General features: G+C 35.5%; 18 protein-coding genes and 1 riboswitch. Of the genes, 16 read left to right on the forward strand and 2 right to left on the reverse strand.

What is annotated here, in order from left to right:
• The first annotated feature begins 1 nt into the window (after position 1).
• The 4 genes from MT340_RS01540 (at position 2) to MT340_RS01555 (ending at position 5,342) form a co-directional block, all read left to right on the forward strand.
• On the forward strand, positions 2–898 hold the full coding sequence (locus MT340_RS01540) for an ATP-binding protein (protein WP_243588471.1): 897 nt from the start codon (positions 2–4) through the stop codon (positions 896–898).
• Positions 899–1,340: 442 nt separating this feature from the next.
• The gene (locus MT340_RS01545; RefSeq protein WP_243588472.1) at positions 1,341–2,090 is read left to right on the forward strand and encodes an ABC transporter ATP-binding protein; all 750 of its coding nucleotides are present in this window, start codon (positions 1,341–1,343) and stop codon (positions 2,088–2,090) included.
• Between the two features lies 1 nt (position 2,091).
• Positions 2,092–4,083: an ABC transporter permease gene (locus tag MT340_RS01550; RefSeq protein WP_243588473.1), complete on the forward strand. Its 1,992-nt coding sequence runs from the start codon at positions 2,092–2,094 to the stop codon at positions 4,081–4,083.
• 89 nt (positions 4,084–4,172) lie between these two features.
• Complete coding sequence (locus MT340_RS01555; protein WP_243588474.1) at positions 4,173–5,342, forward strand: DUF4064 domain-containing protein; 1,170 nt, start codon at positions 4,173–4,175, stop codon at positions 5,340–5,342.
• A 255-nt stretch (positions 5,343–5,597) separates the two neighbouring features.
• On the opposite strand, the gene MT340_RS01560 is transcribed toward MT340_RS01555, so the two are convergent.
• Together MT340_RS01560 and MT340_RS01565 are read right to left on the reverse strand one after the other, a co-directional pair.
• Entirely contained in the window at positions 5,598–6,899 is a 1,302-nt protein-coding gene (locus MT340_RS01560; protein ID WP_243603511.1) for an LLM class flavin-dependent oxidoreductase, read from the reverse strand.
• A 93-nt stretch (positions 6,900–6,992) separates the two neighbouring features.
• Positions 6,993–7,742: a 3-oxoacyl-ACP reductase gene (locus MT340_RS01565; protein WP_243588476.1), complete on the reverse strand. Its 750-nt coding sequence runs from the start codon at positions 7,740–7,742 to the stop codon at positions 6,993–6,995.
• A gap of 122 nt (positions 7,743–7,864) precedes the next feature.
• A riboswitch (TPP riboswitch) is annotated at positions 7,865–7,966 on the reverse strand.
• A 426-nt stretch (positions 7,967–8,392) separates the two neighbouring features.
• On the opposite strand from MT340_RS01565, the gene MT340_RS01570 reads away from it, so the two are divergent.
• The 12 genes from MT340_RS01570 to sat all read left to right on the forward strand — a co-directional run bounded on the left by MT340_RS01570 (position 8,393) and on the right by sat (position 22,585).
• Positions 8,393–9,985 (forward strand): solute:sodium symporter family transporter, encoded by a 1,593-nt coding sequence (locus tag MT340_RS01570; RefSeq protein WP_243588477.1) that lies wholly within the window; start codon positions 8,393–8,395, stop codon positions 9,983–9,985.
• A 97-nt stretch (positions 9,986–10,082) separates the two neighbouring features.
• Positions 10,083–11,285, forward strand: a complete 1,203-nt coding sequence (locus MT340_RS01575) for a 5,10-methylene-tetrahydrofolate dehydrogenase (RefSeq protein WP_243588478.1) — start codon at positions 10,083–10,085, stop codon at positions 11,283–11,285.
• Positions 11,282–12,397 (forward strand): 5,10-methylene-tetrahydrofolate dehydrogenase, encoded by a 1,116-nt coding sequence (locus tag MT340_RS01580; protein ID WP_243588479.1) that lies wholly within the window; start codon positions 11,282–11,284, stop codon positions 12,395–12,397. Before MT340_RS01575 ends, MT340_RS01580 begins: the two co-directional genes overlap by 4 nt.
• 223 nt (positions 12,398–12,620) lie before the next feature.
• Positions 12,621–13,406: a zinc-ribbon domain-containing protein gene (locus MT340_RS01585; protein ID WP_243588480.1), complete on the forward strand. Its 786-nt coding sequence runs from the start codon at positions 12,621–12,623 to the stop codon at positions 13,404–13,406.
• A 90-nt stretch (positions 13,407–13,496) separates the two neighbouring features.
• On the forward strand, positions 13,497–14,297 hold the full coding sequence (locus MT340_RS01590) for a hypothetical protein (protein ID WP_243588481.1): 801 nt from the start codon (positions 13,497–13,499) through the stop codon (positions 14,295–14,297).
• A gap of 194 nt (positions 14,298–14,491) precedes the next feature.
• Positions 14,492–15,223, forward strand: a complete 732-nt coding sequence (locus tag MT340_RS01595; protein ID WP_243603512.1) for a phosphoadenylyl-sulfate reductase — start codon at positions 14,492–14,494, stop codon at positions 15,221–15,223.
• A gap of 220 nt (positions 15,224–15,443) precedes the next feature.
• On the forward strand, positions 15,444–17,261 hold the full coding sequence (locus MT340_RS01600) for an assimilatory sulfite reductase (NADPH) flavoprotein subunit (RefSeq protein WP_481906660.1): 1,818 nt from the start codon (positions 15,444–15,446) through the stop codon (positions 17,259–17,261).
• 17 nt (positions 17,262–17,278) lie between these two features.
• On the forward strand, positions 17,279–19,000 hold the full coding sequence (gene cysI, locus MT340_RS01605; protein WP_243588484.1) for an assimilatory sulfite reductase (NADPH) hemoprotein subunit: 1,722 nt from the start codon (positions 17,279–17,281) through the stop codon (positions 18,998–19,000).
• 33 nt (positions 19,001–19,033) lie between these two features.
• On the forward strand, positions 19,034–19,798 hold the full coding sequence (gene cobA, locus MT340_RS01610; RefSeq protein ID WP_243603513.1) for a uroporphyrinogen-III C-methyltransferase: 765 nt from the start codon (positions 19,034–19,036) through the stop codon (positions 19,796–19,798).
• A gap of 54 nt (positions 19,799–19,852) precedes the next feature.
• Entirely contained in the window at positions 19,853–20,464 is a 612-nt protein-coding gene (locus MT340_RS01615) for an NAD(P)-binding protein (RefSeq protein ID WP_243588486.1), read from the forward strand.
• Between the two features lie 20 nt (positions 20,465–20,484).
• Positions 20,485–21,360: a sulfite exporter TauE/SafE family protein gene (locus MT340_RS01620; RefSeq protein WP_243603514.1), complete on the forward strand. Its 876-nt coding sequence runs from the start codon at positions 20,485–20,487 to the stop codon at positions 21,358–21,360.
• Positions 21,361–21,406: 46 nt separating this feature from the next.
• The gene (sat, locus tag MT340_RS01625) at positions 21,407–22,585 is read left to right on the forward strand and encodes a sulfate adenylyltransferase (protein ID WP_243603515.1); all 1,179 of its coding nucleotides are present in this window, start codon (positions 21,407–21,409) and stop codon (positions 22,583–22,585) included.
• Positions 22,586–22,592 lie beyond the last annotated feature (7 nt).

The following is a 22,592-nucleotide window of genomic DNA, read 5'->3' on the forward strand; positions in this document are numbered from 1 at the left end:
TATGTTCAAAGCATTTATGAAATCGATATTGAATGAAATTATTATTGTGATTGCGACTATATTATTGTTTCTATTAATCTTCTTTTTATTTAGTTTGCCTTTGAGCGCATTTCTATTAGGTACAGCAATTATTTTATTTGTCATGATTATTTATTGGCTTATTCAATTGAGTGGATTTAAAGAACAAGAAAATATGAAAGAAACAATTACGGAACTTGAAGAAGAATTGCAACAAGTTAAGAGTAATCAAACTGAGTATCAAGCCAATGTGGAGAACTACTTTTTAACATGGGTCCATCAAATCAAGACACCAATTACCGCTTCGAAATTGTTACTAGAACGCAATGAAGATAATGTGGTTAACCGTGTACGCCAGGAGGTTATTCAAATTGATAACTATACAAGCCTCGCCTTAAGTTATTTAAAGTTGATGAATGAAGAAACGGACATGTCCTTTTCCAAAGTAACAATTAATGAACTTGTGCGTCCCTTAATTATGAAATATTCAATTCAGTTTATTGATCAAAAAACAAAAATTCACTATGAACGTTGTGAAGATGAGGTGTTAACCGATGTTCAGTGGTGTAGCATTATGATTGAACAAATTCTAAATAATGCATTGAAATATGCTCGAGGAAAAGATATTTGGATTGAGTTTAATAACGAAACAAAAGTACTATCGATTCGTGATAATGGTGTTGGAATTAGCCAAGCCGATTTGCCGAAAATATTTGATAAAGGTTATTCAGGTTATAATGGTCGCCTTAATGACCAATCAAGTGGTATAGGCCTTTTCATCGTGAAACATATTTCAAGACATCTTCATCATAAAGTCGAGGTCGACTCAGAGCTTGGAACAGGCACAACTTTCTACATTCACTTCCCACAATCAAACTAAACTTTCAAAATTGTAAGCCAGCCAACAACATTTGTAAGAAAATATCAATGTTGTTGGCCCTTTTTTGTTTTATCATAGAATTAACACAAAAATATACTAGTTTTAGTTTTGTTAAATATAAAAAAATAGTGAAAGACTTGGGTGAATAGATTTAAACATCCCACACTTAAGTGATTTTAAGATAGATAATTATAGTACAGTTGGCAGATTTTTTTGAAGAGATAAATATGTAAATGCAATTGTAGAAGGCATTTTAAGATAGAAAACGTAGCGTAGTTATGAGACTCCTAGTGGAAAAGAAAGAGTCTCAAGACTACAGGCTTGAGCCTTTCCCACAGGAAAGCGAAATAACTTAAGCAAGTGACTATCTATCTTAAAACGACTGAATGACTTTAATAAGAAATTTAAAAAATCATTTTCAATGAAAGGAAGAAACGAAGACATGCTATTAGACGTAAAAAATGTAAAGAAAACTTTCGGCAGGGGCTTAAACGCAACCACAGCCCTCAATGGCATATCCTTAACCATAGACAACGGCGAATTCGTCGCAATCATGGGCGAATCAGGCTCAGGCAAATCCACACTCCTCAACCTCATCGCCACATTCGACAAAGCTACAGAAGGCACCATTACCATCAACAACCAAGACATTCGTAAATTACGCAACAAACAAATCGCACATTTCCGTCGTGATAACCTAGGCTTCGTCTTTCAAGACTTCAACGTCCTACCAACTATGACCAATAAAGATAATATGCTCATGCCACTCGTCTTAGCAAATCGCTCACATAAAATTATGCAACAACGTTTAAATCAACTCAGCACCGAACTAGGCATTGAGAAATTACTAGATAAATATCCATATCAAATTTCTGGTGGGGAACAACAACGTATTGCTATTGGACGTGCGCTTATCAATGAGCCAAATTTATTACTTGCCGATGAACCAACTGGCGCACTTGATTCAAAGACATCGAAGAATATTATGGACCTTTTCAAAAAAATAAATAATCATCAACAAACAATCTTAATGGTGACGCATTCAGCAGTGGATGCATCTTATGCAAAGCGTGTGTTGTTTATTAAAGATGGACGTTTGTATCATGAGATTTATCGTGGAGAGGAATCACAACAAGATTTCCAGAAACGTATTGCGGATAGTTTAGCCATTCTGAATGAAAGAGGTGACTAAGATGCCATTTCGTATGCTTTGGACGATGATTGGTCAGAACTTCAAAACACAACGCCATGTGATGATACCGTTTATTTTAGCGTTGGGTATGATATTTGGCATTGAATTCATACTACTATCTTTAAACATGAATGAGTATGTACAAAAACGTAGTGATACGTTACCGATTTTTATAGGGTTAGGTAACTTTTTCATGAGTGTCTTAGGTTTTACCTTTATTTTATATGCGAATCGTTTCATGATGAAACGACGTCAACAGGAATTGGCGATGTATATGATATTAGGAATGGAGAAGAAACATTTCCAAATCATTATATTGATAGAAATGATTTATCAATATATTATGATTGCACTTCTTAGTATTTCAGGAGGCTATTTATTTGGTGCTTTAATTTTTATGTTGTTAAATAAATTGATGCATCAAACAGGCATGTCATTAATAGACTATCCCTTCAATATTAACGCTATGCTCATTACTTTATTAATGTTGGCAGTGCTAATGTTATTCTTATTTGTAATGAATAATATTAAACTATTATTCCAAAGTCCAATTAAATTAATTCAGCAACACCAGAAAATGGAGAAGCGATTACCTAAGCCCATACTCTATATATTATTAATCATAGGTCTTATCGCCATAGCTATAAGTTATAAAACTGCCTTAAGTGATGTGTTATTAACTGAATCATTAGTCCATATTTTTAAGGCTGTCTTTCTTGTTATGTTAGGAACATATTGTTTGTTTATGTCATTAGGAGTTTTATTACTTGAATGGTTACAAAAAATTCCGAAACTGTACTATCATCCGAAATATTTTTTCATTATTTCTGGTTTAAGATCTAGAATTAATACGAATGCTATCGGACTTGCCAGTATTTCTATTTTATGTACATTTTTAATTGTCACTTTGGGCATGACGATTACGACATATCGTGGTATAGACAAAAGCATCGATAAAATGATGCCTGACCAATATAAAATTTCAGTTAAAGGTAATGTGAAAACAGATAAGCACGTTCAACGTAAAGTGTATAACTTAGAACGTGATATTGAGAAGAATGCGAAGATAGATTTCTTTAAAGAAATACCAATAGCTATGGTTAGTTCTGCATACCAGCCTCCAAATAAATTTGTTAAAGAAAAAAATAACTTAACAAAATTGAACCTTAATAGTACTTTCTTAATTTTTATGACGCAAGATGAATATAATAAAGTGGCTACAAATAAAGTACATTTAAACAAAGATGAAGTAGGGCTTTCTAGCGATAGTTTAGTATTTAAAAAATTAAAACATCTCACATTGATGAATCAGCACTTTAAGGCGAGACAAGTCAATCAGTATAGTTATAGTTATAAGATGCCTTATGCATTAACAGTAGTAACGCCTAACAATAAAATTTATAATCAATTAACACATTACTATTTAAGTGGTCTTTATTCACCTAGTCGTAATATGAGCATTTATGAAACAACATTTATAAATTTTAATATTATGACTAAAGATGCTTCTCATTTTAATAAAATGATGAATCATCTAGAGGATAAATATAAAATTGATATTCAAACTAGACACGAAACTGCAACAGTTTTGTATGAATTTAATGGTGGATTGATATTTATTGGTGTAGTTGTGTCTATAGTCTTGCTGCTTGGCACGTTCTTAATGATGTACTATAAAAATATTGCAGAAGGCTATGAAGATCGTCGTAATTATCAAATTATGGCAAAAGTTGGGATTGAGGACGAACGTATTAAATCGACTATTAATCATCAGATTATTTGGATTTTTGCTTTACCGATTTTAGTAGCGATGATTCATGTCACTGTGGCGTTTAAATATATTTTCACGCTATTAGGTGCGTTAAGCATTACGAATATAGGTGTTTTCGCGACAAGTTATATTGGTGTTATCATCACTGTTATCGCTATCTATGCCTTAATGTATTGGATTACGTCACGCATTTATTACCTAATTGTCCATCGTTATTTTTAATTTTTTGAAAAGGAATTTTATTTTACTTTTCAAAAATAAGAGTAACATCAATATCAGTAGGGTATAGGACAAAAAAAGGAGGCATAATTATGGCGAATCAAACATATGATTATTCAACAAAGAATGAACATGGACATAATAAAGTGAGCCGAGTTGGTGAACACATACTGACTTGGGTCGGTGTTGCTATACAAGCGTTGGTTGCAATTATATTTCTTTTAATCCGTCCTTTTGTAGGTAATAGTGAATTCCGCCAACAAATCTTAACGGAATCTCAAAAACAAGGAAATCAATATTCTACAACTGAAGTTAACCAGGGTGTTAGTGCGTTAAGTAAATTTATTGATTTCTTTACATGGGCTTCAATCATTCCTTTAATTTTAGCAATTATTGGAGGCTTTTTAATCAGTAAAAAACATAAAGCTGCTGGTATTTTAATTCTTATCGCAGGTATCTTAGCTTTAGCATCTAACTGGATTAGTGCTATCTTATGGTTAATCGCAGGTATTATGTTATTAGTAAGAAAAGCTAAAAAACATAATGATAATGATTATGATCACCGCTATTATGATAATAATGGTAATCATCACGATAATGGTTACGACAACCGTCACGACAACCGTCACAATGGTTATGGTGACCACCATGACAATAACTATGATAATAACAACAGAAATAATGGTTATGCGAATATGACAAACCAAGGTCAACGTGGCAATGATTATCATAATGATAGAAATGATCACCGTTATGATAGAGACAACCACGATAGAAACGATAGAGAGCGTAATGATGTAAACGCTAGTAACAATGCTTTCATTTTAGATGAAGAAGATAAAGCGAAAGAACAAGATTATATTAAAGATCAATATTCAAATAATGAACATGACGTGCATAATGGTAGTCATTATGATTCTCGTCATAGCAATGACAATGAGCGTCATCACCATGATGATTTAAACCGTGATGAGGACTTCAATCGTCGCAATGATGTGGATTGGTCAGCAGATAACAATCACGAACACAATAATAATCTTGGTAGAACATTAACTAATGATGAAGATTATCAACATGATAATCACCGTCGCGATATCGATGACAACAACTATCGTCGTAGTGATAGATACAATCATAGCAATGATAATCATTCTAATGATTTAAATAGAGATCATGAACAGAATCATCAAAATGATAATTTCTTAAAAGATGAAGCTAAAAAATTACAAGACAAAAAAGATAACGATCCATATAAATATTAATGGAGATTGTCTAGAGTCTGGGGCGAGCCTGAAAAAACGGCTCGCTTTTATTATGGAAAAAATAAGGCGATGGTGCTCCTAAGTTAGCATCATCGCCTTCATGTTAATTTCTATTATATGAATTAATAAATTGGATATGGGATAAATGAATTTTGAATTGGATAATTTGGATAATAATGAATGTCTTAAGACTGTAGGTAAACTCTTTCAGTCTTAATAGTTTTAAGAACTTTATCAATAAGCTCTATTGAATTTCTAATTTAACCCTAAGTGATCTCTCAGGGTATGTCCTGTGTACGCTGTGCGATATAAACCACGACGTTGTAATTCAGGAACGATTAAATCTACAAAGTCTTTTAAGCTATGTGGGAGGGAAGGTGGCATTAAATTGAACCCATCTGCGACACCTTCGTTGAACCAATGCTCCATTTCGTCTACGATTTCTTCAGGTGTGCCGACTAAAGTTAAATGACCGCCTCCAGCATTTAAATAGCCAAGTAATTCACGAACAGTCGGTTGTTTGTCATTAATGATTTCAAGGATGGTTTCATAACGACCTTTAGGTCCACTAAATTCTTCAAGTGGGGGTAATTCAGGAACGGGTTGGTCTAGTTCCCATTGATTACAATCTTGTTGGACAAAGAAACTTAACTGTTTTAAAGCAGTTTCAACAGAAAGTAAGGCATCTAGCTCTGCTTTTTTAGCTTCTGCTTCTTCATGCGTACGCCCCACGTAAGTGACTAATCCCGGAAAGACTTTAATGTATCTTGGGTTATCTGTATTTTGTTTCATTTGAGCATCTAGTCTTTCACGATAGCGTTGAGCTTGTTTGAGATTCCACGCTACTGAATAGACGGCATCAGCATATTTCGTAGCTAATGCAATACCGTGGTTAGATGAACCTGCTTGCATAGCAACGGGCTTTCCTTGTGGACTTTGTGGTGTAGTGAGTGGTCCACGCACTTGGAAATATTTACTTTTATGGTGAAGCGGTTGTATCGTTGTCGTATCCATCAACGTGCCGGCTTCACGATCAGGTTGAAAGTCCTCAGTAGTCCATGACTCAAACAACTCATTAACGACGTGGGCGAATTCGTCCGCCTTTTCATAACGAACAGCATGCTCAGGCAATGCTTCCATACTGTGGTTCTGAGCCTCCACATCTGTCATAGAAGTCACTAAATTCCAACCGACGCGTCCACCAGTGATATGGTCCAAACTTAATAACTGACGCGCTGCCGTAAATGGATTTGAAAATGTACTCGAGATAGTGGGTACCAAACCAACATGATGTGTAACCTGGGAAATAGCCGTTAAGTTAATGAGCGGGTCAAACCAGAAACTCGGCATCGTCGTGAAACCAGGATTGAAAGCTTGATTATCCGCAAAGAATACGACGTCAAATAGTCCTTTTTCGGAAAGTTGAGCTAGCTCTTGATAATACGTAATATCACCAAGACGTTCAACGCTTGAATTAGATTGTTGCCAAGCTGCCTGATGATGCCCACAACCGTAAATTAAAATGCCAATGTGTAATTGTTGTTTCTCTTTCTTCATAATGAATCACTAACACTCCAGTTTGTTGTTGGGATTTTGATTAAATAGAGAAGAATGCGTGCATTGAGTACGTCACTATCGACTCCAAAAGTTTTAGTTCATTGTTAAACCACCATCAACTGTAATGTTTTGTCCTGTAACGCCATTTGCGGCTTCAGAACTTAAGTACGCTACCATATTTGCCACGTCTTGAGGTGTAGTCACTTTGCGTAATGGTGTCGTTTGGGCAATCAAGTCAAATACTTCTGGTGTGGTTACAGCACTGGCATCAGTCGTTTTTAATAAGCCACCAGAAACCATATTAGCCGTAATGCCATATTGACCTAATTCAGCAGCAACGTTGCGTGTAAATCCGATTAAGCCTGCTTTGGCTGTTGTATATTCATGATATGGCACGACAGGATTTTGGAATAAATTTGTACCGATGCTGATGATACTACCAGCGTTACGTTCAATAAATTGAGGGACTACACTTTGAGTAACATTAAATGCTGCTTTTAATGTGCCATCAATTTGCTGTTGGTAATCTTCCCAAGTTAAGTCTTTAAATGCTTTTTGTGCTACTGGGTCAAACTTGAAATTGACTAACGCATTATTGACAACCACATCGATTTGACCGAAATGGGCGGTTGCTTCTTTGACTAAACGTTCCACTTCTTCGCGTTGTGTCACGTCTGCTTGTAGTGCGATTGCGTTGTCGCCTAATTCTGTTGCTAACTGTTCAGCAGTCTCTTTACTCTTATTATAATTAATGACAACTTGAAATCCTTGAGACACTAATGTTTTTACGATGACTGCGCCTAAACCACGGCCACTGCCTGTTACTAATACTGTTCTTGCCATTGCACAAGCCTCCATCACTTTCTTTTACAGTAAAAAAATACGCAACCTTCGCTAGGAAAGTTGCGTAAATGATAGATATGTATATAGAAAAGAGATTTGACATAAAATCTCTATCAACATCTAAAATTTATCCCACACTTTCCTACGCTAGTATGAACTAGTTCAGGTTCAAAGGGTTCGAGGACAAGCCTCATCTCAGTTAAAAAACACCCCTAGTGCATATATTAATACTATATTTACAATGTATAATTTTTGAATTTAGAAGTCAAGGTAATTGCAGAGTAAAAGTAGGGCAAGATAGGCTATCTATTTGCGTCTATCTTGTCTGCTTTTAGGAAATCTTTTAGTTTAAAGCGAATAAATTAAAGGCTCTTATAAGTTTCATAGGTTAATTAATTAATCAAAATTGATTAAAAATAAATTTGTAAAAATATTGAAATTCATTAAAATTGGTAATGCACAAGTTTTAAGATTGAAAAAGTATTAAAAGTAAATTTAATATATATATGAACTAAATATAAATAGTTGTTTTTAAAATTTTCAATCTGGAGCGAAGATAAAAAAGGGGATATAAACGTTAAATATGAAGTTAACGTTTGTTTTTATATTGGGAAAATATTCAAAATTTATTAAAGGAGAGCGAAAGAAGTATGAATTGGCTAGCAGTCTTGCTATTTTTAGGCGTAGTTATCGGTATTAGTGTTTATGCTTATTGGCGATCGAAAAAAGTACAAACCGATAGTGCAGACGGCTATTTTATGGGAGGCAATACTTTAACAGGTTTCACTATTGCTTCAACGATTATCATGACCAATCTATCAACAGAACAATTAGTAGGTCAGAATGGTCAAAGTTATGGAAAAGGTATGGAGGTTATGGCGTGGGAAATTACTGCTGCCGTAGCGGTAGTCTTACTCGCTTGGGTCTTCCTTCCTAAATACTTACGTTATGGTGTTTCTACCATTTCTGAATTTTTAGAGATGAGATATGATACATTTACGAAGCGTTTTGTATCAATTTTATTTATTTTCACGTATGTCGTGTCGTTTATGCCTGTTGTTTTATATTCAGGTTCTTTAGTCTTTAATAAGATGTTTCATATTGGCGACTATTTAGGTGTAAGCAATACGACAGCAACCATCATTATTTCATTAACAATTGGTGTGATTGGTGTCCTTTATCTCTTTATAGGTGGCTTATCTTTAAGTGCATTCAGTGACTCTATTTACGGTATCGGGTTAATTGTTGGTGGTTTAATTGTAACTTTAATTGGCTTACATCATGTGGGTGATGGCGGTTTCGTCAAAGGTTTCGACAATATCGTTCAACACACGCCTGAGAAACTTAACGCGTTTGGCTCAGTAGATTCAAATATCGTGCCATGGCCAACATTATTCTTTGGTATGTTTTTTAATAACTTATTCTTCTGGTGTGCCAACCAAATGATTGTTCAAAAAGCACTAGCAGCTAAAAACTTAAAAGAATCACAAAAAGGTGCTATTTACTTAAGTATCTTTAAAATATTTGGACCTATCTTCACAGTCATTCCGGGTGTCATTGCTTATAACTATTTTAATGGTGGTATCGATAATAATGACAATGCGTATCCAGCGCTAATTCAAAGTATTTTACCAGACTTGTCATTAGGTCTCTTTGGTGCCGTTATTTTTGGTGCTATCTTAAGTTCCTTCGTAGGTTCATTAAACAGTACTACGACATTATTTACCTATGACTTCTATAAACCACTCTTTGGTAAAAAAGCGTCAGACAAACACATAGCTCGCGTAGGTCATATTGCGACAGTAGTCATTGGTGCTATCTGTGTAGGACTTTCTCCATTAATTTCACTATTCCCAAGTGGTTTATATGCGATTGTTCAACAATTTAACGGCGTTTATAGTATGCCCGTTCTTGTGTTAGTACTTGTGGCATTTTTCTCTAGACGTACCTCTAAGTTAGGTGCTAAAGTAGCACTGTTTACGCATATTATTTTATATGTCACTGTAAGCTTGATGTTCCCACAAATTAATTATCTCTATACATTTAGTGTTATCTTCTTTATTGATTTAATCATTGTACTTATTTTCAATAAATTGAAACCATCTAATGAATTTGATTTAAATACAAATAACGCTAAAGTGGATCTAACACCTTGGAAATATCGCTATATTGCAGGCACAATTATCTTAGCTTTAGTTGTGATTATTTATATCATCTTCTCACCATTAGTACTTGCTAAATAAAACATATCAATGTATAGGGTGTACGTTTAAATGTAGATTGCCACTTTAAACGTACACTTTTCGTTTATTTTTTTTAAAAAAGGAGGGAGTTAACTTAATGTACACGATTGGACTCGTACCTTCGCCGGGCGTGGCACGTAAACATGTCGACTGTGCGATACCCAAGATACAAGGCTTACTTCAACAACGTATTAATAGCAACGTAGATTGGAAGTTCGAAACCAAAGTCGACTTATTAATCGGCTCAGCAGAAGATGTGTACGCAAGTATAGATAAAGCTGCTGAATTAAAGAAACAAAATGAGTGGGATTTCGTCGTTTGCATTACCGACTTACCAAGTATCTCAGGTAACAAAGTCGTTATTAGTGACTTTGATAGTGAACAACAAATCGCAATGATATCGATGCCTTCATTAGGCTGGTTTAATTTTGAACGTAAATTAGTTAACAGTATTACGTCATTAATTGAGCAATTGTATTACGACAAACCTAAATCTCACCCTAAATTTTCACTATTTATTCGTCCGAAAGCAGTGGAGCCGAGTGAGGATGATAGTACAAAACAACGCTATATCAATCCTTTCCTTATATTAGGGTGGATTCAACTTATACTGGGGTTAACGCGGGCGAATGAACCGTGGAAGAATATCTTTAATTTTAAAAAAATTATTTCAGTGGCATTTGCGACAGGGACCTATGTTTCTATTTTTTCAATGCCTTGGGAATTAAGTGTTCAATATTCAATTTATCGATTTATTATTTTAATGATTATCGCTATCGTAGGCATGGCAGGCTGGTTACTCTATGCACATCAATTATTTGAACGTAAAACAGCGAAATCTCAACGGGTTTATCGTTATATTTATAACGCTACAACGATGCTCACATTAATTTTAATTACATTAATGAATTACGTGATATTATATGTTTTACTATCTATCAGTATTTCACTATTTGTACCTGTGAGTTTATTTAATAATTGGACAAGTGCGAATCCGGATTTTACTTTTCAAAATTATTTAAAACTCTTATGGTTTGTAGCGTCATTAGGCTTACTGGCTGGAGCAATGGGATCTACAGTAGAGGACGAAGAAAAAATTCGTCGCATTACGTATTCATATCGCCAGTATCATCGTTATAAAGAAGCGGAACAAGAAGAACAGAAAGAGGAAGAACAACAACAATCTGCTTCTCAAGATGAGTCACAACAACAAGTAGAACAATCCGCTTCAAATAAAGAAGATAATGAAGAAGCGCATGAAGGTAAAAAACAAGACCACAGAGAGGAGGATGAAGGATGAGTAATAACGACGAAAAATTAGTTGGTTTAGTTGTCGCGCCAGGCGTCACTGAAACCTTAGGCGAAAGTTTAATTGATGAGCTACCAGACATTTTGTCACAACAACACAATCATCAACACGATTGGAAAATTGATCTCGTCGCTGATCCTCTGACTGGTTTTGCTGAATCTGTAGAAGAAATCTTCAAAAAAATTCAAGATTATCATGATGAAAGACAATGGGATTATGTGGTTGCTATTACAGACTTACCAATGTTTTATCAGCACCATGTGTTAGCTTTAGATATTAATAAAAAGAATGGGGCAGCCATTTTTTCATATCCAGCATTTGGATGGCGACCTGTTAAGAATCGTTTTAAGAATGCTATCGTTACGATAATCAATGAAGTACATCGTTCAGAAGAACAAAACAAAGAATACGATGATGATAATAGTGTTAAAAATATGATGAGTAAGCAATTTCCTTTCTCAAAAATTAAAAAAACAGAAGTTTATTTAGAGGAAACAAAAACGAATCATTTACGTTATTTATCTAACTCACGTTCTGCAGGTATGTTACGTTTAGTCAGTGGCATGACCTTTGCGAACAATCCATTAAATATGATGGCAAGTCTAAGCAATATCGTAGCGATTGCCTTTACAACTGGCGCATTTGGCCTAATCTTTACAACGATGTGGCAGATGAGCATGGAATTTTCAATGTGGCGTCTCTTTGGAATCTCGGTCATCGCGATTCTCGGGATGTTGGTATGGATCATGTTGTCTCACAATTTATGGGAATCAACTAAACATAGTAATAATAAGCGCATCATTTGGTTATATAATTTAACAACCGTTATGACCTTATTAATCGCTATTATTATTTACTACATTATCTTGTATCTATTATTCTTAATCGCAGAAGTCGTTCTCTTACCAGCTAATTTCTTAGGACAACAAGTAGGATTGAAAGGACCAGCTGGCATAAATTTATATCTCAGCATTCCATGGTTCGCCGCTTCTATATCTACTGTGGCCGGTGCGATTGGCGCTGGTTTATTGAATGATCAACTGATTAAAGAAAGTACGTATGGTTATCGCCAACAAATGCGTTATAACGATAGAAACCAATAATAGTTTAATATGATTAAGAGTTTGCCAAAGCCAATGGGAGTGTTATTACTTCGATTGGCTTTATTTTTAAATTATTTTCCGGGAAAAATAAATATAGAAAATTTCAAAGAAGTCATTTAAAATTAAGCGTAAATACTACGTGTGTATACATAAAAATAGAGAAACCTTATTTCACACTCATCATTGTTATTACTCTCATCAAGAAGTGAAAGGAAGGTCATTTATGAAATATTGCACTCAATGTGGAAATGAAATTAACGCTCATCAACGTTTTTGTAACAGATGCGGTCACGATTTAAAAGCATTTGAACAGTATCGGGATAGTGAAATTTATTTCCAACCTCAACCGTCAGAATCATATCAACCAAAGCGTAAAGTTTGGCCGTGGGTTGTTATAGGTATGCTCATTATTGCTATTATATTTGCAAGCTCTCTTACATATTATTTCTTCTTTATAAAAGATGAACAACATACGCCAAACGAAACTACCACTACCCAACATACTTCAAAAACTGAAAAACAAACAGGTGAACATAAAGTATCTAATGACCCTAAAAAATCTGAAAAACATGAATCAGAAAAAGAGAAAGAGAATAAAGTTAAATCTCCAAAAATTGATGTCATGAGTGAAGATTTCGAAAGAACCTATATGCAAAGTAATAATTTAGGTGGCTATATGGGCGTGAGAAAAGGAATGTCTCATTCAGAAGTAGAAAAAATTGTAGGAAAACCTACCGGCACATTAAAAGTGGATGGCTTTAAATGGGAATCTACCAAATATGGCAATTTAACAGTGGATTATGATAATAAAGGCGACGATGGAAAAGTCATAGCAGTAGGGGTATCTCCTGATCATGTCACAACGAGTGAATTTCTTGAGCATTATCCTGCATATGATGATTACAGTGGTTCGGAGATTGTGTATAACAACTTTAAAGGTAACGGTTATTTAGTTGCCGTAGATATTGATCATGGTTATATTGCTAAAATTCAATGTCTTGCTGAATAATTAGTCATGTATAAATTTTAATTCACTCATATACAAGTTTCACAAACAACTCAGTCTTAAAATCAAGAAAAGTGAAAGGTAGATGAATATATGAAATATTGTCCTCAATGTGGTAGCCCATTAAAAGAACATCAACATTTTTGTAATCGATGTGGATGTGATTTACAAAGTTTTGAATATAACCATAATCAAAACTATAATTATTTCTCAGAGCAACCGAAGCGAAAACGTTCAGTTTGGCCATTTATAGTCATCGCTATATTTGTTATTGCGATTATTGTGAGTAGTTGTTTCGCGTATTATCACTTTTTCCTAAAAGGAAATGAACAAGCACAAAATAAACCGGCGACTACGCAACATGTTTCAAAAGAAGAAGAGAAACAGGGCGAGCATAGAATTTCAAATGACCCTAAAAAAGCGGAAAAGCAAAGAGAAGAAGAAGAAAAAACAGACAAAGCAGATAAAGAGAATGCACCTCAACCACCAAAAATAGATGTCCTATCAGATGGATTTCAAACAACATATATGCAACAGAACAATTTAGATTCATTTATGGGAATTAAAGTAGGGATGAGTAGAGATGAAGTAGAAAAACGTTTTGGTAAAGGAAAATTAATGCCTCACATTACTGGTTTTGATGATGATTATATAAAATATGGCAATATAGCTATTATTTATAATCCAAGAACGCAAGATAACACTGTGTGGGGGATAGCTGTGGCACCAGATAACGTGAGTGAACAAGAATTTATTAGAAAGTATAATACTTATGACCAACATACAGGCTCAGGAGCTTATATTTATAACAATGTCAAAAATAATGGATTTGAAATTTTAGTTACTCCCGTAAATGGGAAAGTTGCGTTAGTAGAATGTATTCCAGAATATTAATATTTAAAAACCACTTTAGATTAAGGCTAGAGTGGTTTTTGTTTATCTAATCGTTTCTTTGTTCTCAAATATACTCCTCAAATGCCCTTGACTTTCTAAAAGAAACTCGATAAAGTAATAACATATTATTCTGACAATTCCGATAGGTATTAGATAAATAAATTTGTGAACACTGAGGGGGGGAGCATAAGTTTATGTCAGTACCGAAGATTACTTATGAGCGTTTTGATGGGGATCCATTTATCGACGCTATTTCTACAAATGACGCTACAAAGGGCGCTTACGAAATTTTAGAATGGGCATACCGCACATATGGTGACTCTATCGTTTATTCATGTAGTTTCGGGGCAGAAAGTATGGTACTTATTAATTTGATTTCTCAAATTAAACCAGATGCTCAAATTGTATTTCTAGATACGGATTTACATTTTCAAGAAACATATGACTTAATTGATAGAGTGAAAGAACGCTTTCCACAATTACGCATTGAAATGAAGAAACCTGACTTAACACTTGAAAAACAGGCAGAGAAATATAATCCAGCACTTTGGAAGAATAATCCTAACCAATGTTGTTACATTAGAAAGATTAAACCGTTAGAAGAAGTGTTAGGTGGTGCAGTCGCTTGGGTTTCAGGTCTACGTCGTGATCAATCTCCAACGCGTGCACACACTAATTTCATCAATAAAGATGAACGTTTTAAATCGATTAAAGTATGTCCATTAATTTATTGGACTGAAGATGAGGTTTGGGATTATATTAAAGCACATGATTTACCCTACAATGAATTACATGACCAACATTATCCAAGCATTGGTTGTATTCCATGTACTGCACCTGTCTTTGACTCTGAAGATTCTCGTGCAGGTCGTTGGTCGAATTTTGAAAAGACTGAATGTGGTCTCCACGTTGCAGATAAACCTTAATATTAAGGTAAAAATTTTTAAATATAAAACATAGTATTCTGATAGGTTTTAAAAATGAAAATATATCTGGCTTTTGATGTACAGTCAGATATATTTCTTACATAATAAAGATAGCATATTAAATAAAATTATATTTTTATAGAATAAGAGGTGGATAACATTGAATTTAAGTGTCACAAATAGTCCTTTTACAGAAGGGCAAGCTACCCAAATTAATGAATTGTTACAGACGCTTACACCAGAACAAAAGGTTTGGTTAAGTGGATATTTAGTGGCTAATCAGCAATTCACTGCGAATGGTGCACCAACTCAATCTCAAACTGCGGCATCAAATCAAGCGACAGCTCAAGGCGAACTATCTGCCAACACTGAAGCAATGTTGCAAGAAAAAGAACCTAGTATTACGCCTGAGAAACGTAGTATTACTTTGCTTTATGGTTCTGAAACAGGGAATGCGCAAGGTTTAGCAGAAATCTTTGAAGAGCGTTTATCAAATATTGGACACAACGTTACTTTAAAAGCGATGGATGAATTTAAACCTAAAAATCTTAAAAACGTAGAAGATTTATTCATCATTACATCTACACAAGGCGAAGGGGATCCACCAGATAACGCAGCTGAACTTCATGAGTTTCTTCATGGACGTAAAGCACCGAAACTTGAAGGCGTGCGCTTCTCTGTATTAGCGCTTGGTGATCAAACTTACGAATTCTTCTGTCAAACAGGTCGCGACTTTGATAGAAAGCTTGGCGAGTTAGGTGCTGAAAGAATTTATGATCGCGTAGATTGCGATGTTGATTATGAAGAAGACGCTGAAAAGTGGATGGCCAACGTTATCAATGCTATCGATACAGCGCCAGAAGGTACACAAAACGAACAAGTTGTCAGTGAATCTATTAAATCGGCAAAAGAGAAGAAATTCTCTAAATCAAATCCGTATCAAGCAGAAGTATTAGAAAATATTAACTTAAATGGTCGAGGTTCTAATAAAGAAACACGTCATATTGAATTCTTATTAGATAACTTTGGTGAAGAATATGAAGTAGGCGATTGTTTAGTCGTCTTACCACAAAATGATCCAGCATTAGTTGATTTACTCATCAGTACATTAGGCTGGGATCCAGAAGACCAAGTTCAAATTTCTGATGAAGGTGATACGTTATCACTTGAAGATGCCTTAACAACACATTTTGAAATTACTAAATTAACGAAACCATTGCTTATCAATGCAGCGACATTATTTGGCAATGATGAGCTAAAAGAAAAAGTAGAAGATAACGAATGGGTTCAAAGTTATATTGAAGGTCGCGATTTAATCGACTTATTAAATGATTTCGATACAACAGAATTACAACCGGAAAATTTATATCAATTACTTAGAAAATTACCACCAAGAGAATATTCAATTTCAAGTAGCTACAAAGCTTTACCAGATGAAGTGCATATTACAGTAGGTGCAGTAAGATACAATGCACACGGCCGTGATCGTTCAGGCGTATGTTCTGTACAATTCGCTGAACGTATTCAACCAGGCGATACAGTACCAATTTATTTAAAACGTAATCCAAACTTCAAGTTCCCAACAGATGGTGACACACCAGTGATAATGATTGGTCCTGGTACAGGTATTGCGCCATTTAGAGCTTATATGCAAGAGCGTGAAGAAAATGGTTATAAAGGTAACACTTGGTTATTCTTTGGCGACCAACACTTTACAACCGACTTTTTATATCAAACTGAATGGCAAGAATGGTTGAAAGACGGCACGTTAGGTAAGATGGATATCGCATTCTCACGCGATACAGATGAAAAAGTTTATGTGCAACACCGTATTTCAGAACACAGTGCGCAGTTTAATGAATGGCTACAAAATGGCGCTTCAATTTATATTTGTGGCGATGAAAAGAACATGGCTAAAGACGTACATCAAGCGATTCGCAACGTCTTAATTAAAGAGCAAAACTTATCTGAAGAAGATGCTGAGGCATATCTTAAACAAATGAAAAAAGATAAACGTTATCAACGTGATGTGTACTAAAGAAGGGGTGGTATTTAATGGCTAAAACAAATAAGCAAATATCTGATGAATTAAACCAAAAGCTTGACGCCTTAGAATATCTCAAAGACGATAGTAATTATTTACGTGGAACGATTGAACAAGGTTTAGCAGATCCATTAACTGGTGCTATTTCTGATGATGATACGAAATTATTAAAGTTCCATGGTAGCTACCAACAAGATGATAGAGATTTACGCGATGAACGTCGTAAACAGAAGCTTGAACCGGCATACGGCTTTATGATTCGTGTACGTCTACCTGGGGGCAAAGCAACACCAGACCAATGGTTAGCAATGGATGACATTTCAGAACGTTATGGCAATCAAACAATGAAATTAACGACACGTCAAACGTTCCAATTCCACGGCATTTTAAAACGCAATTTAAAATCTTCAATGCAAAAGATTAATGAAGCAGTACTTGATACGATTGCAGCCTGTGGGGACGTCAATCGTAATACGATGTGTAACCCTAATCCATATCAATCAAGTATCCATAAAGAAATCAATGATTATGCTAAAGCAATTAGTGATCATTTATTACCTAAAACAAATGCGTATCATGAAATTTGGTTAGATGGAGAGAAAGTCTTAGATTCATCTGAAGAAGTGGAACCAATGTACGGTAAGAGATATTTACCACGTAAATTTAAAATTGGTATTGCAGTCCCACCTTCAAATGATATTGATGTCTACTCTCAAGATATTGGTCTTATCGCTATTGTTGAGAACGAAGAACTCATCGGATTTAACGTTACAATCGGTGGCGGTATGGGTATGACGCATGGTAACCCTGACACGTATCCTCAAGTAGGACGTTTAGTTGGATTTATCCCTAAAGATAAGGCGATTGAAGTTTGTGAGAAAATTTTAACGATTCAACGCGACTACGGCAATCGTGAGAATCGTAAAAATGCACGTTTCAAATATACTGTGGACCGCTTAGGTGTGGATAAGGTAGTTGAAGAACTCACTTCACGTTTAGGATGGAACATTGAAAAAGCACGTGACTTCGAATTTGAACATAACGGCGACCGTCTAGGTTGGATTGAAGGCGAAAAAGGCGTTTGGAATTATACGTTATTTATTCAAAATGGACGCGTCAAAGATACGGAAGATTATCAATTAAAAACGGCATTGCGAAAAATCGCAGAAACACATACGGGCGACTTCAGATTATCTCCAAACCAAAACTTAATTATTGCAAATGTAACTCCTGAGAAAAAAGAGGAAATCCAAAGTCTTATTGACCACTATGGTTTAACAGACGGTAAGAATTATACAGGTTTACGACGTAATTCAATGGCTTGCGTAGCCTTTCCAACATGTGGATTGGCTATGGCTGAATCAGAACGTTATCTACCATCTTTAGTTTCTAAGATTGAAGATTTATTAGATGAAGCGGGTTTGAACGATGAAGAAATTACGATTCGTATGACAGGTTGTCCAAATGGTTGTGCGAGACCAGCACTTGCTGAAATTGCATTTATTGGTAAAGCGCCTGGTAAATACAATATGTATTTAGGTGGCGGATTTAACGGTGAACGCTTAAATAAATTGTATAAAGAGAATATTGGCGAACAAGAAATTCTTGAAAGTTTACGTCCTATTCTTATGGACTATGGTAAAGAACGTCTTGAAGGTGAACATTTCGGTGACTTTGTTATTCGTTCTGGCGTAGTAGCTAAAGTTCACGGTGACCAAGATTTCCATAGTTAATTTTCAGAAAAATAAAAAACGGGGGGTGACAGGATGGGAAAAGTTTATCTAGTAGGTGCAGGGCCTGGTGATCCAGATTTATTAACGATTAAAGGTATGAAAGCAATTCAAGTGGCAGATGTTATTCTATATGACCGTTTAGTGAATAAAGAAATCTTAGAATTTGCGAAACCATCAACGAAATTCTTCTATTGTGGTAAAGATCCGAATAAATACTCCTTACCGCAAGAGGAAACGAATCGCATGTTAGTGAGTTTAGCGAAAAAGGGTCATACGATTACGCGTCTAAAAGGGGGCGACCCATTTGTCTTCGGTCGTGGAGGTGAAGAAGCGGAAATCTTAGCACAACATCAAATCCCATTCGAAATCGTCCCTGGTATTACTTCAGGTATTGCAGCACCAGCTTATGCGGGCATTCCAGTGACGCATAGAGATTATAGTTCTTCCGTTGCGTTTGTTACAGCAGTGAATAAACCTGGCATGTCGAAAGACGCATACTGGGAACATCTGGCACATGGACCAGAAACACTGTGTGTTTACATGGGTGTAAAGCGATTGCCTGAAATTTGTGAATTGCTTATCCGTCATGGTAAATCGATGGATACACCTGTGGCGTTAGTCCATTTAGGAACGACTGCTTCCCAGAAGACTGTTACCGGCACATTAGGCACGATTGTCGAACAAGCATCTGCGATTAAGAATCCGGCAATGATTGTGATTGGCGATGTAGTGCAAATGAGACAGAAGATTAGCTGGTTTAAAGAACAAGTTGTTGATTTAGAAATGACCTTACCTTAGTTATAATGTAGGTGAATAAATCGGCATAAAGGCGAAGTGAATGGGGGAAACAGTATGAATAGTATGCCACTTATGATTGATTTAACAAATAAACATATTGTCATTGTTGGTGGTGGACAAGTAGCGACAAGACGGGCCACTACATTAATAGCATATTGTCCCAATGTTCATATTGTGAGTCCTTCACTCACACCAGCCTTACATACATTAGTAACTGAAGGTCGCATTACATGGAGTGAAAAAGCCTTTGAACCACGTGATTTAGAAGGTGCGCATCTTGTAGTTGTTGCGACAAATGAGCCTGAAGTGAACAAGCAAGTGAAAGAAAGTCTACCTAAAGGGGTCTTACTTAATCACGCAACAGATGCACAATCAGGAGACGTCACATTTCCTAGCATTTTAACACGTGGACGACTAACGATGAGTGTCTCAACGAACGGCGCAAGTCCTAAATTAGGCGCGCAAATCATCTCTACTTTAGGTGATATGTACGATGAACGTTACGAGGCATATATAGAATTTTTATATCAAAGTAGACAGCACATTAAAGCATTACCAATTGAGCCATCTGAAAAACAAAATTTATTGCAACAAATATTATCTGAAACATACTTGAACAAAGATAAGCAACGAGAATTCATGCGATGGCTCCAATCACAAGTTTAATATGAAGGGGCATATGATATATGAGGAAATTATTTATATTTGCATTAGCTGGATTTTTAGCCCAACTTGTTGACGGGTCACTCGGAATGGGTTTCGGGGCCTCCTCATCATCTATTTTATTAACGTATGGCATTGCACCTGCGATAGTATCCGCCACTGTGCACTTTTCCGAAATCGCAACGACAGCAGCTTCAGGAACGTCACATTGGAAATTTGAAAATGTACATAAACCGACCATGTTAAAGCTAGCGATTCCTGGAGCGATTAGTGGATTTATTGGTGCTGCATTGTTAACGCGTATACATGGCAATTATATTAAACCCTATATCGCTTTATTTTTACTTTCAATGGGAATTTACATTTTATATCAATTCCTATTTAAACGAAATAAAGAACTTCACACGCATGATGGAAAGTTAAGTAGTGCTAAGCTTATGCCACAAGGTGCTATCGCTGGTTTTTTAGATGCCATTGGTGGCGGTGGGTGGGGTCCAGTCAATACACCTTTGCTATTGGCAAGTCATAAGATTCAACCACGCTACGCTATCGGTACAGTCTCAGCGAGTGAGTTTTTCGTCACACTATCAACATCAATAAGTTTTATTCTCTTTTTAGGTATCACACAAATTAATTGGTGGTTTGTCATCGCATTAAGTGTTGGCGGTATGGTAGCAGCTCCTATTTCTGCTTATCTTACTAAAATCTTACCAATAAATATTTTAGCTATTTGTGTTGGTGGATTAATCATCTTTACAAATAGTAACGCATTGATGAAATATTTAGGTAGCGATGGCACAATTACAAATATTATTAGATTCGCAATTATTTGTGCGATTGTGATATTAATTATTATCACACTAATTCGCAACAAAAAATTGTCTTTTTCTTACAAGTAAAACCGAGTAAACTAATCAATTTAATTAGAAAAGGGGTAATGAAGTTATGGCAACAAATGAAGCAATTATTAATTATACAATTCGACCACATGGTGGCGAATTAATTAATCGTGTCGTTGAAGGTGAAGAAAGAGATACTTTAATCGAAGCTGCGAAATCATTTAAGAAGATTACGTTAAATCCATGGGCAATTTCTGATTTAGAGTTAATTGCTATTGGTGGGTTTAGTCCATTAACTGGTTTCATGGGTGAAGCGGATTACACTAAAGTTGTTGAAGACACACATCTTGAAAATGGTTTAGTGTGGAGTATTCCAATCACATTGCCAGTAACTGAAGACGAAGCAGCTAAATTGGAAGTTGGCGATGACGTGGCGCTTTACGGGGAAGATGGAGAATTATACGGTACATTAAAACTTGAAGAAAAATATACGTATGACAAAGAAAAAGAGGCACAAAATGTCTATGGTACTACTGAAGAAGCACATCCAGGCGTTAAAAAAGTTTATGACAAAGGCAATGTTTACCTAGCTGGTCCTATCCAATTAGTGAATCGTCCAAAACATGATGAATTCTCAGATTACCATTTAGATCCAGCTGAAACACGTCAATTATTCCATGATCTTGGTTGGAAAACTGTGGTTGGTTTCCAAACACGTAATCCTGTGCACCGTGCACATGAATATATTCAAAAATCAGCGTTAGAAATTGTGGATGGCTTATTACTCAATCCATTAGTAGGTGAAACAAAAGCAGATGATATTCCAGCAGATGTACGTATGGAAAGTTATCAAGCGATTCTTAAAAACTACTTCCCGAAAGATAGAGCACGTTTAGTCATCTATCCAGCAGCAATGCATTATGCAGGACCACGTGAAGCAATCTTACATGCGACAGTCCGCAAAAACTATGGTTGTACACATTTCATTGTCGGTCGTGATCATGCAGGTGTAGGCGATTATTACGGCACGTATGAAGCTCAAGAACTTATTTCTCAATTTGAAGATGAATTAGATATTCAAATCTTGAAATTTGAACATGCTTTTTATTGTGAAAAATGTGGCAACATGGCAACGGCAAAAACATGCCCACACGATGCATCAGAACATGTTCACTTAAGTGGTACAAAAGTGAGAGAAAAATTACGTAACGGTGAATCATTACCAACTAAATTCTCAAGACCAGAAGTAGCAGAAGTATTAATTAGAGGTTTGAAACAACAATAAGTGGAGG

It is taken from the genome of Staphylococcus sp. NRL 16/872, from assembly GCF_022815905.2.
Classification (GTDB): Bacteria; Bacillota; Bacilli; order Staphylococcales; family Staphylococcaceae; genus Staphylococcus.

What these genes read in the sequence shown, in the direction of transcription:
- MT340_RS01540 (WP_243588471.1), top strand. Translation starts at nt 2, where the DNA reads ATGTTCAAAGCATTTATGAAATCGATATTGAATGAAATTATTATTGTG.
- MT340_RS01545 (WP_243588472.1), top strand. Translation starts at nt 1,341, where the DNA reads ATGCTATTAGACGTAAAAAATGTAAAGAAAACTTTCGGCAGGGGCTTA.
- MT340_RS01550 (WP_243588473.1), top strand. Translation starts at nt 2,092, where the DNA reads ATGCCATTTCGTATGCTTTGGACGATGATTGGTCAGAACTTCAAAACA.
- MT340_RS01555 (WP_243588474.1), top strand. Translation starts at nt 4,173, where the DNA reads ATGGCGAATCAAACATATGATTATTCAACAAAGAATGAACATGGACAT.
- MT340_RS01560 (WP_243603511.1), bottom strand. Translation starts at nt 6,899, where the DNA reads ATGAAGAAAGAGAAACAACAATTACACATTGGCATTTTAATTTACGGT.
- MT340_RS01565 (WP_243588476.1), bottom strand. Translation starts at nt 7,742, where the DNA reads ATGGCAAGAACAGTATTAGTAACAGGCAGTGGCCGTGGTTTAGGCGCA.
- MT340_RS01570 (WP_243588477.1), top strand. Translation starts at nt 8,393, where the DNA reads ATGAATTGGCTAGCAGTCTTGCTATTTTTAGGCGTAGTTATCGGTATT.
- MT340_RS01575 (WP_243588478.1), top strand. Translation starts at nt 10,083, where the DNA reads ATGTACACGATTGGACTCGTACCTTCGCCGGGCGTGGCACGTAAACAT.
- MT340_RS01580 (WP_243588479.1), top strand. Translation starts at nt 11,282, where the DNA reads ATGAGTAATAACGACGAAAAATTAGTTGGTTTAGTTGTCGCGCCAGGC.
- MT340_RS01585 (WP_243588480.1), top strand. Translation starts at nt 12,621, where the DNA reads ATGAAATATTGCACTCAATGTGGAAATGAAATTAACGCTCATCAACGT.
- MT340_RS01590 (WP_243588481.1), top strand. Translation starts at nt 13,497, where the DNA reads ATGAAATATTGTCCTCAATGTGGTAGCCCATTAAAAGAACATCAACAT.
- MT340_RS01595 (WP_243603512.1), top strand. Translation starts at nt 14,492, where the DNA reads ATGTCAGTACCGAAGATTACTTATGAGCGTTTTGATGGGGATCCATTT.
- cysI (WP_243588484.1), top strand. Translation starts at nt 17,279, where the DNA reads ATGGCTAAAACAAATAAGCAAATATCTGATGAATTAAACCAAAAGCTT.
- cobA (WP_243603513.1), top strand. Translation starts at nt 19,034, where the DNA reads ATGGGAAAAGTTTATCTAGTAGGTGCAGGGCCTGGTGATCCAGATTTA.
- MT340_RS01615 (WP_243588486.1), top strand. Translation starts at nt 19,853, where the DNA reads ATGAATAGTATGCCACTTATGATTGATTTAACAAATAAACATATTGTC.
- MT340_RS01620 (WP_243603514.1), top strand. Translation starts at nt 20,485, where the DNA reads ATGAGGAAATTATTTATATTTGCATTAGCTGGATTTTTAGCCCAACTT.
- sat (WP_243603515.1), top strand. Translation starts at nt 21,407, where the DNA reads ATGGCAACAAATGAAGCAATTATTAATTATACAATTCGACCACATGGT.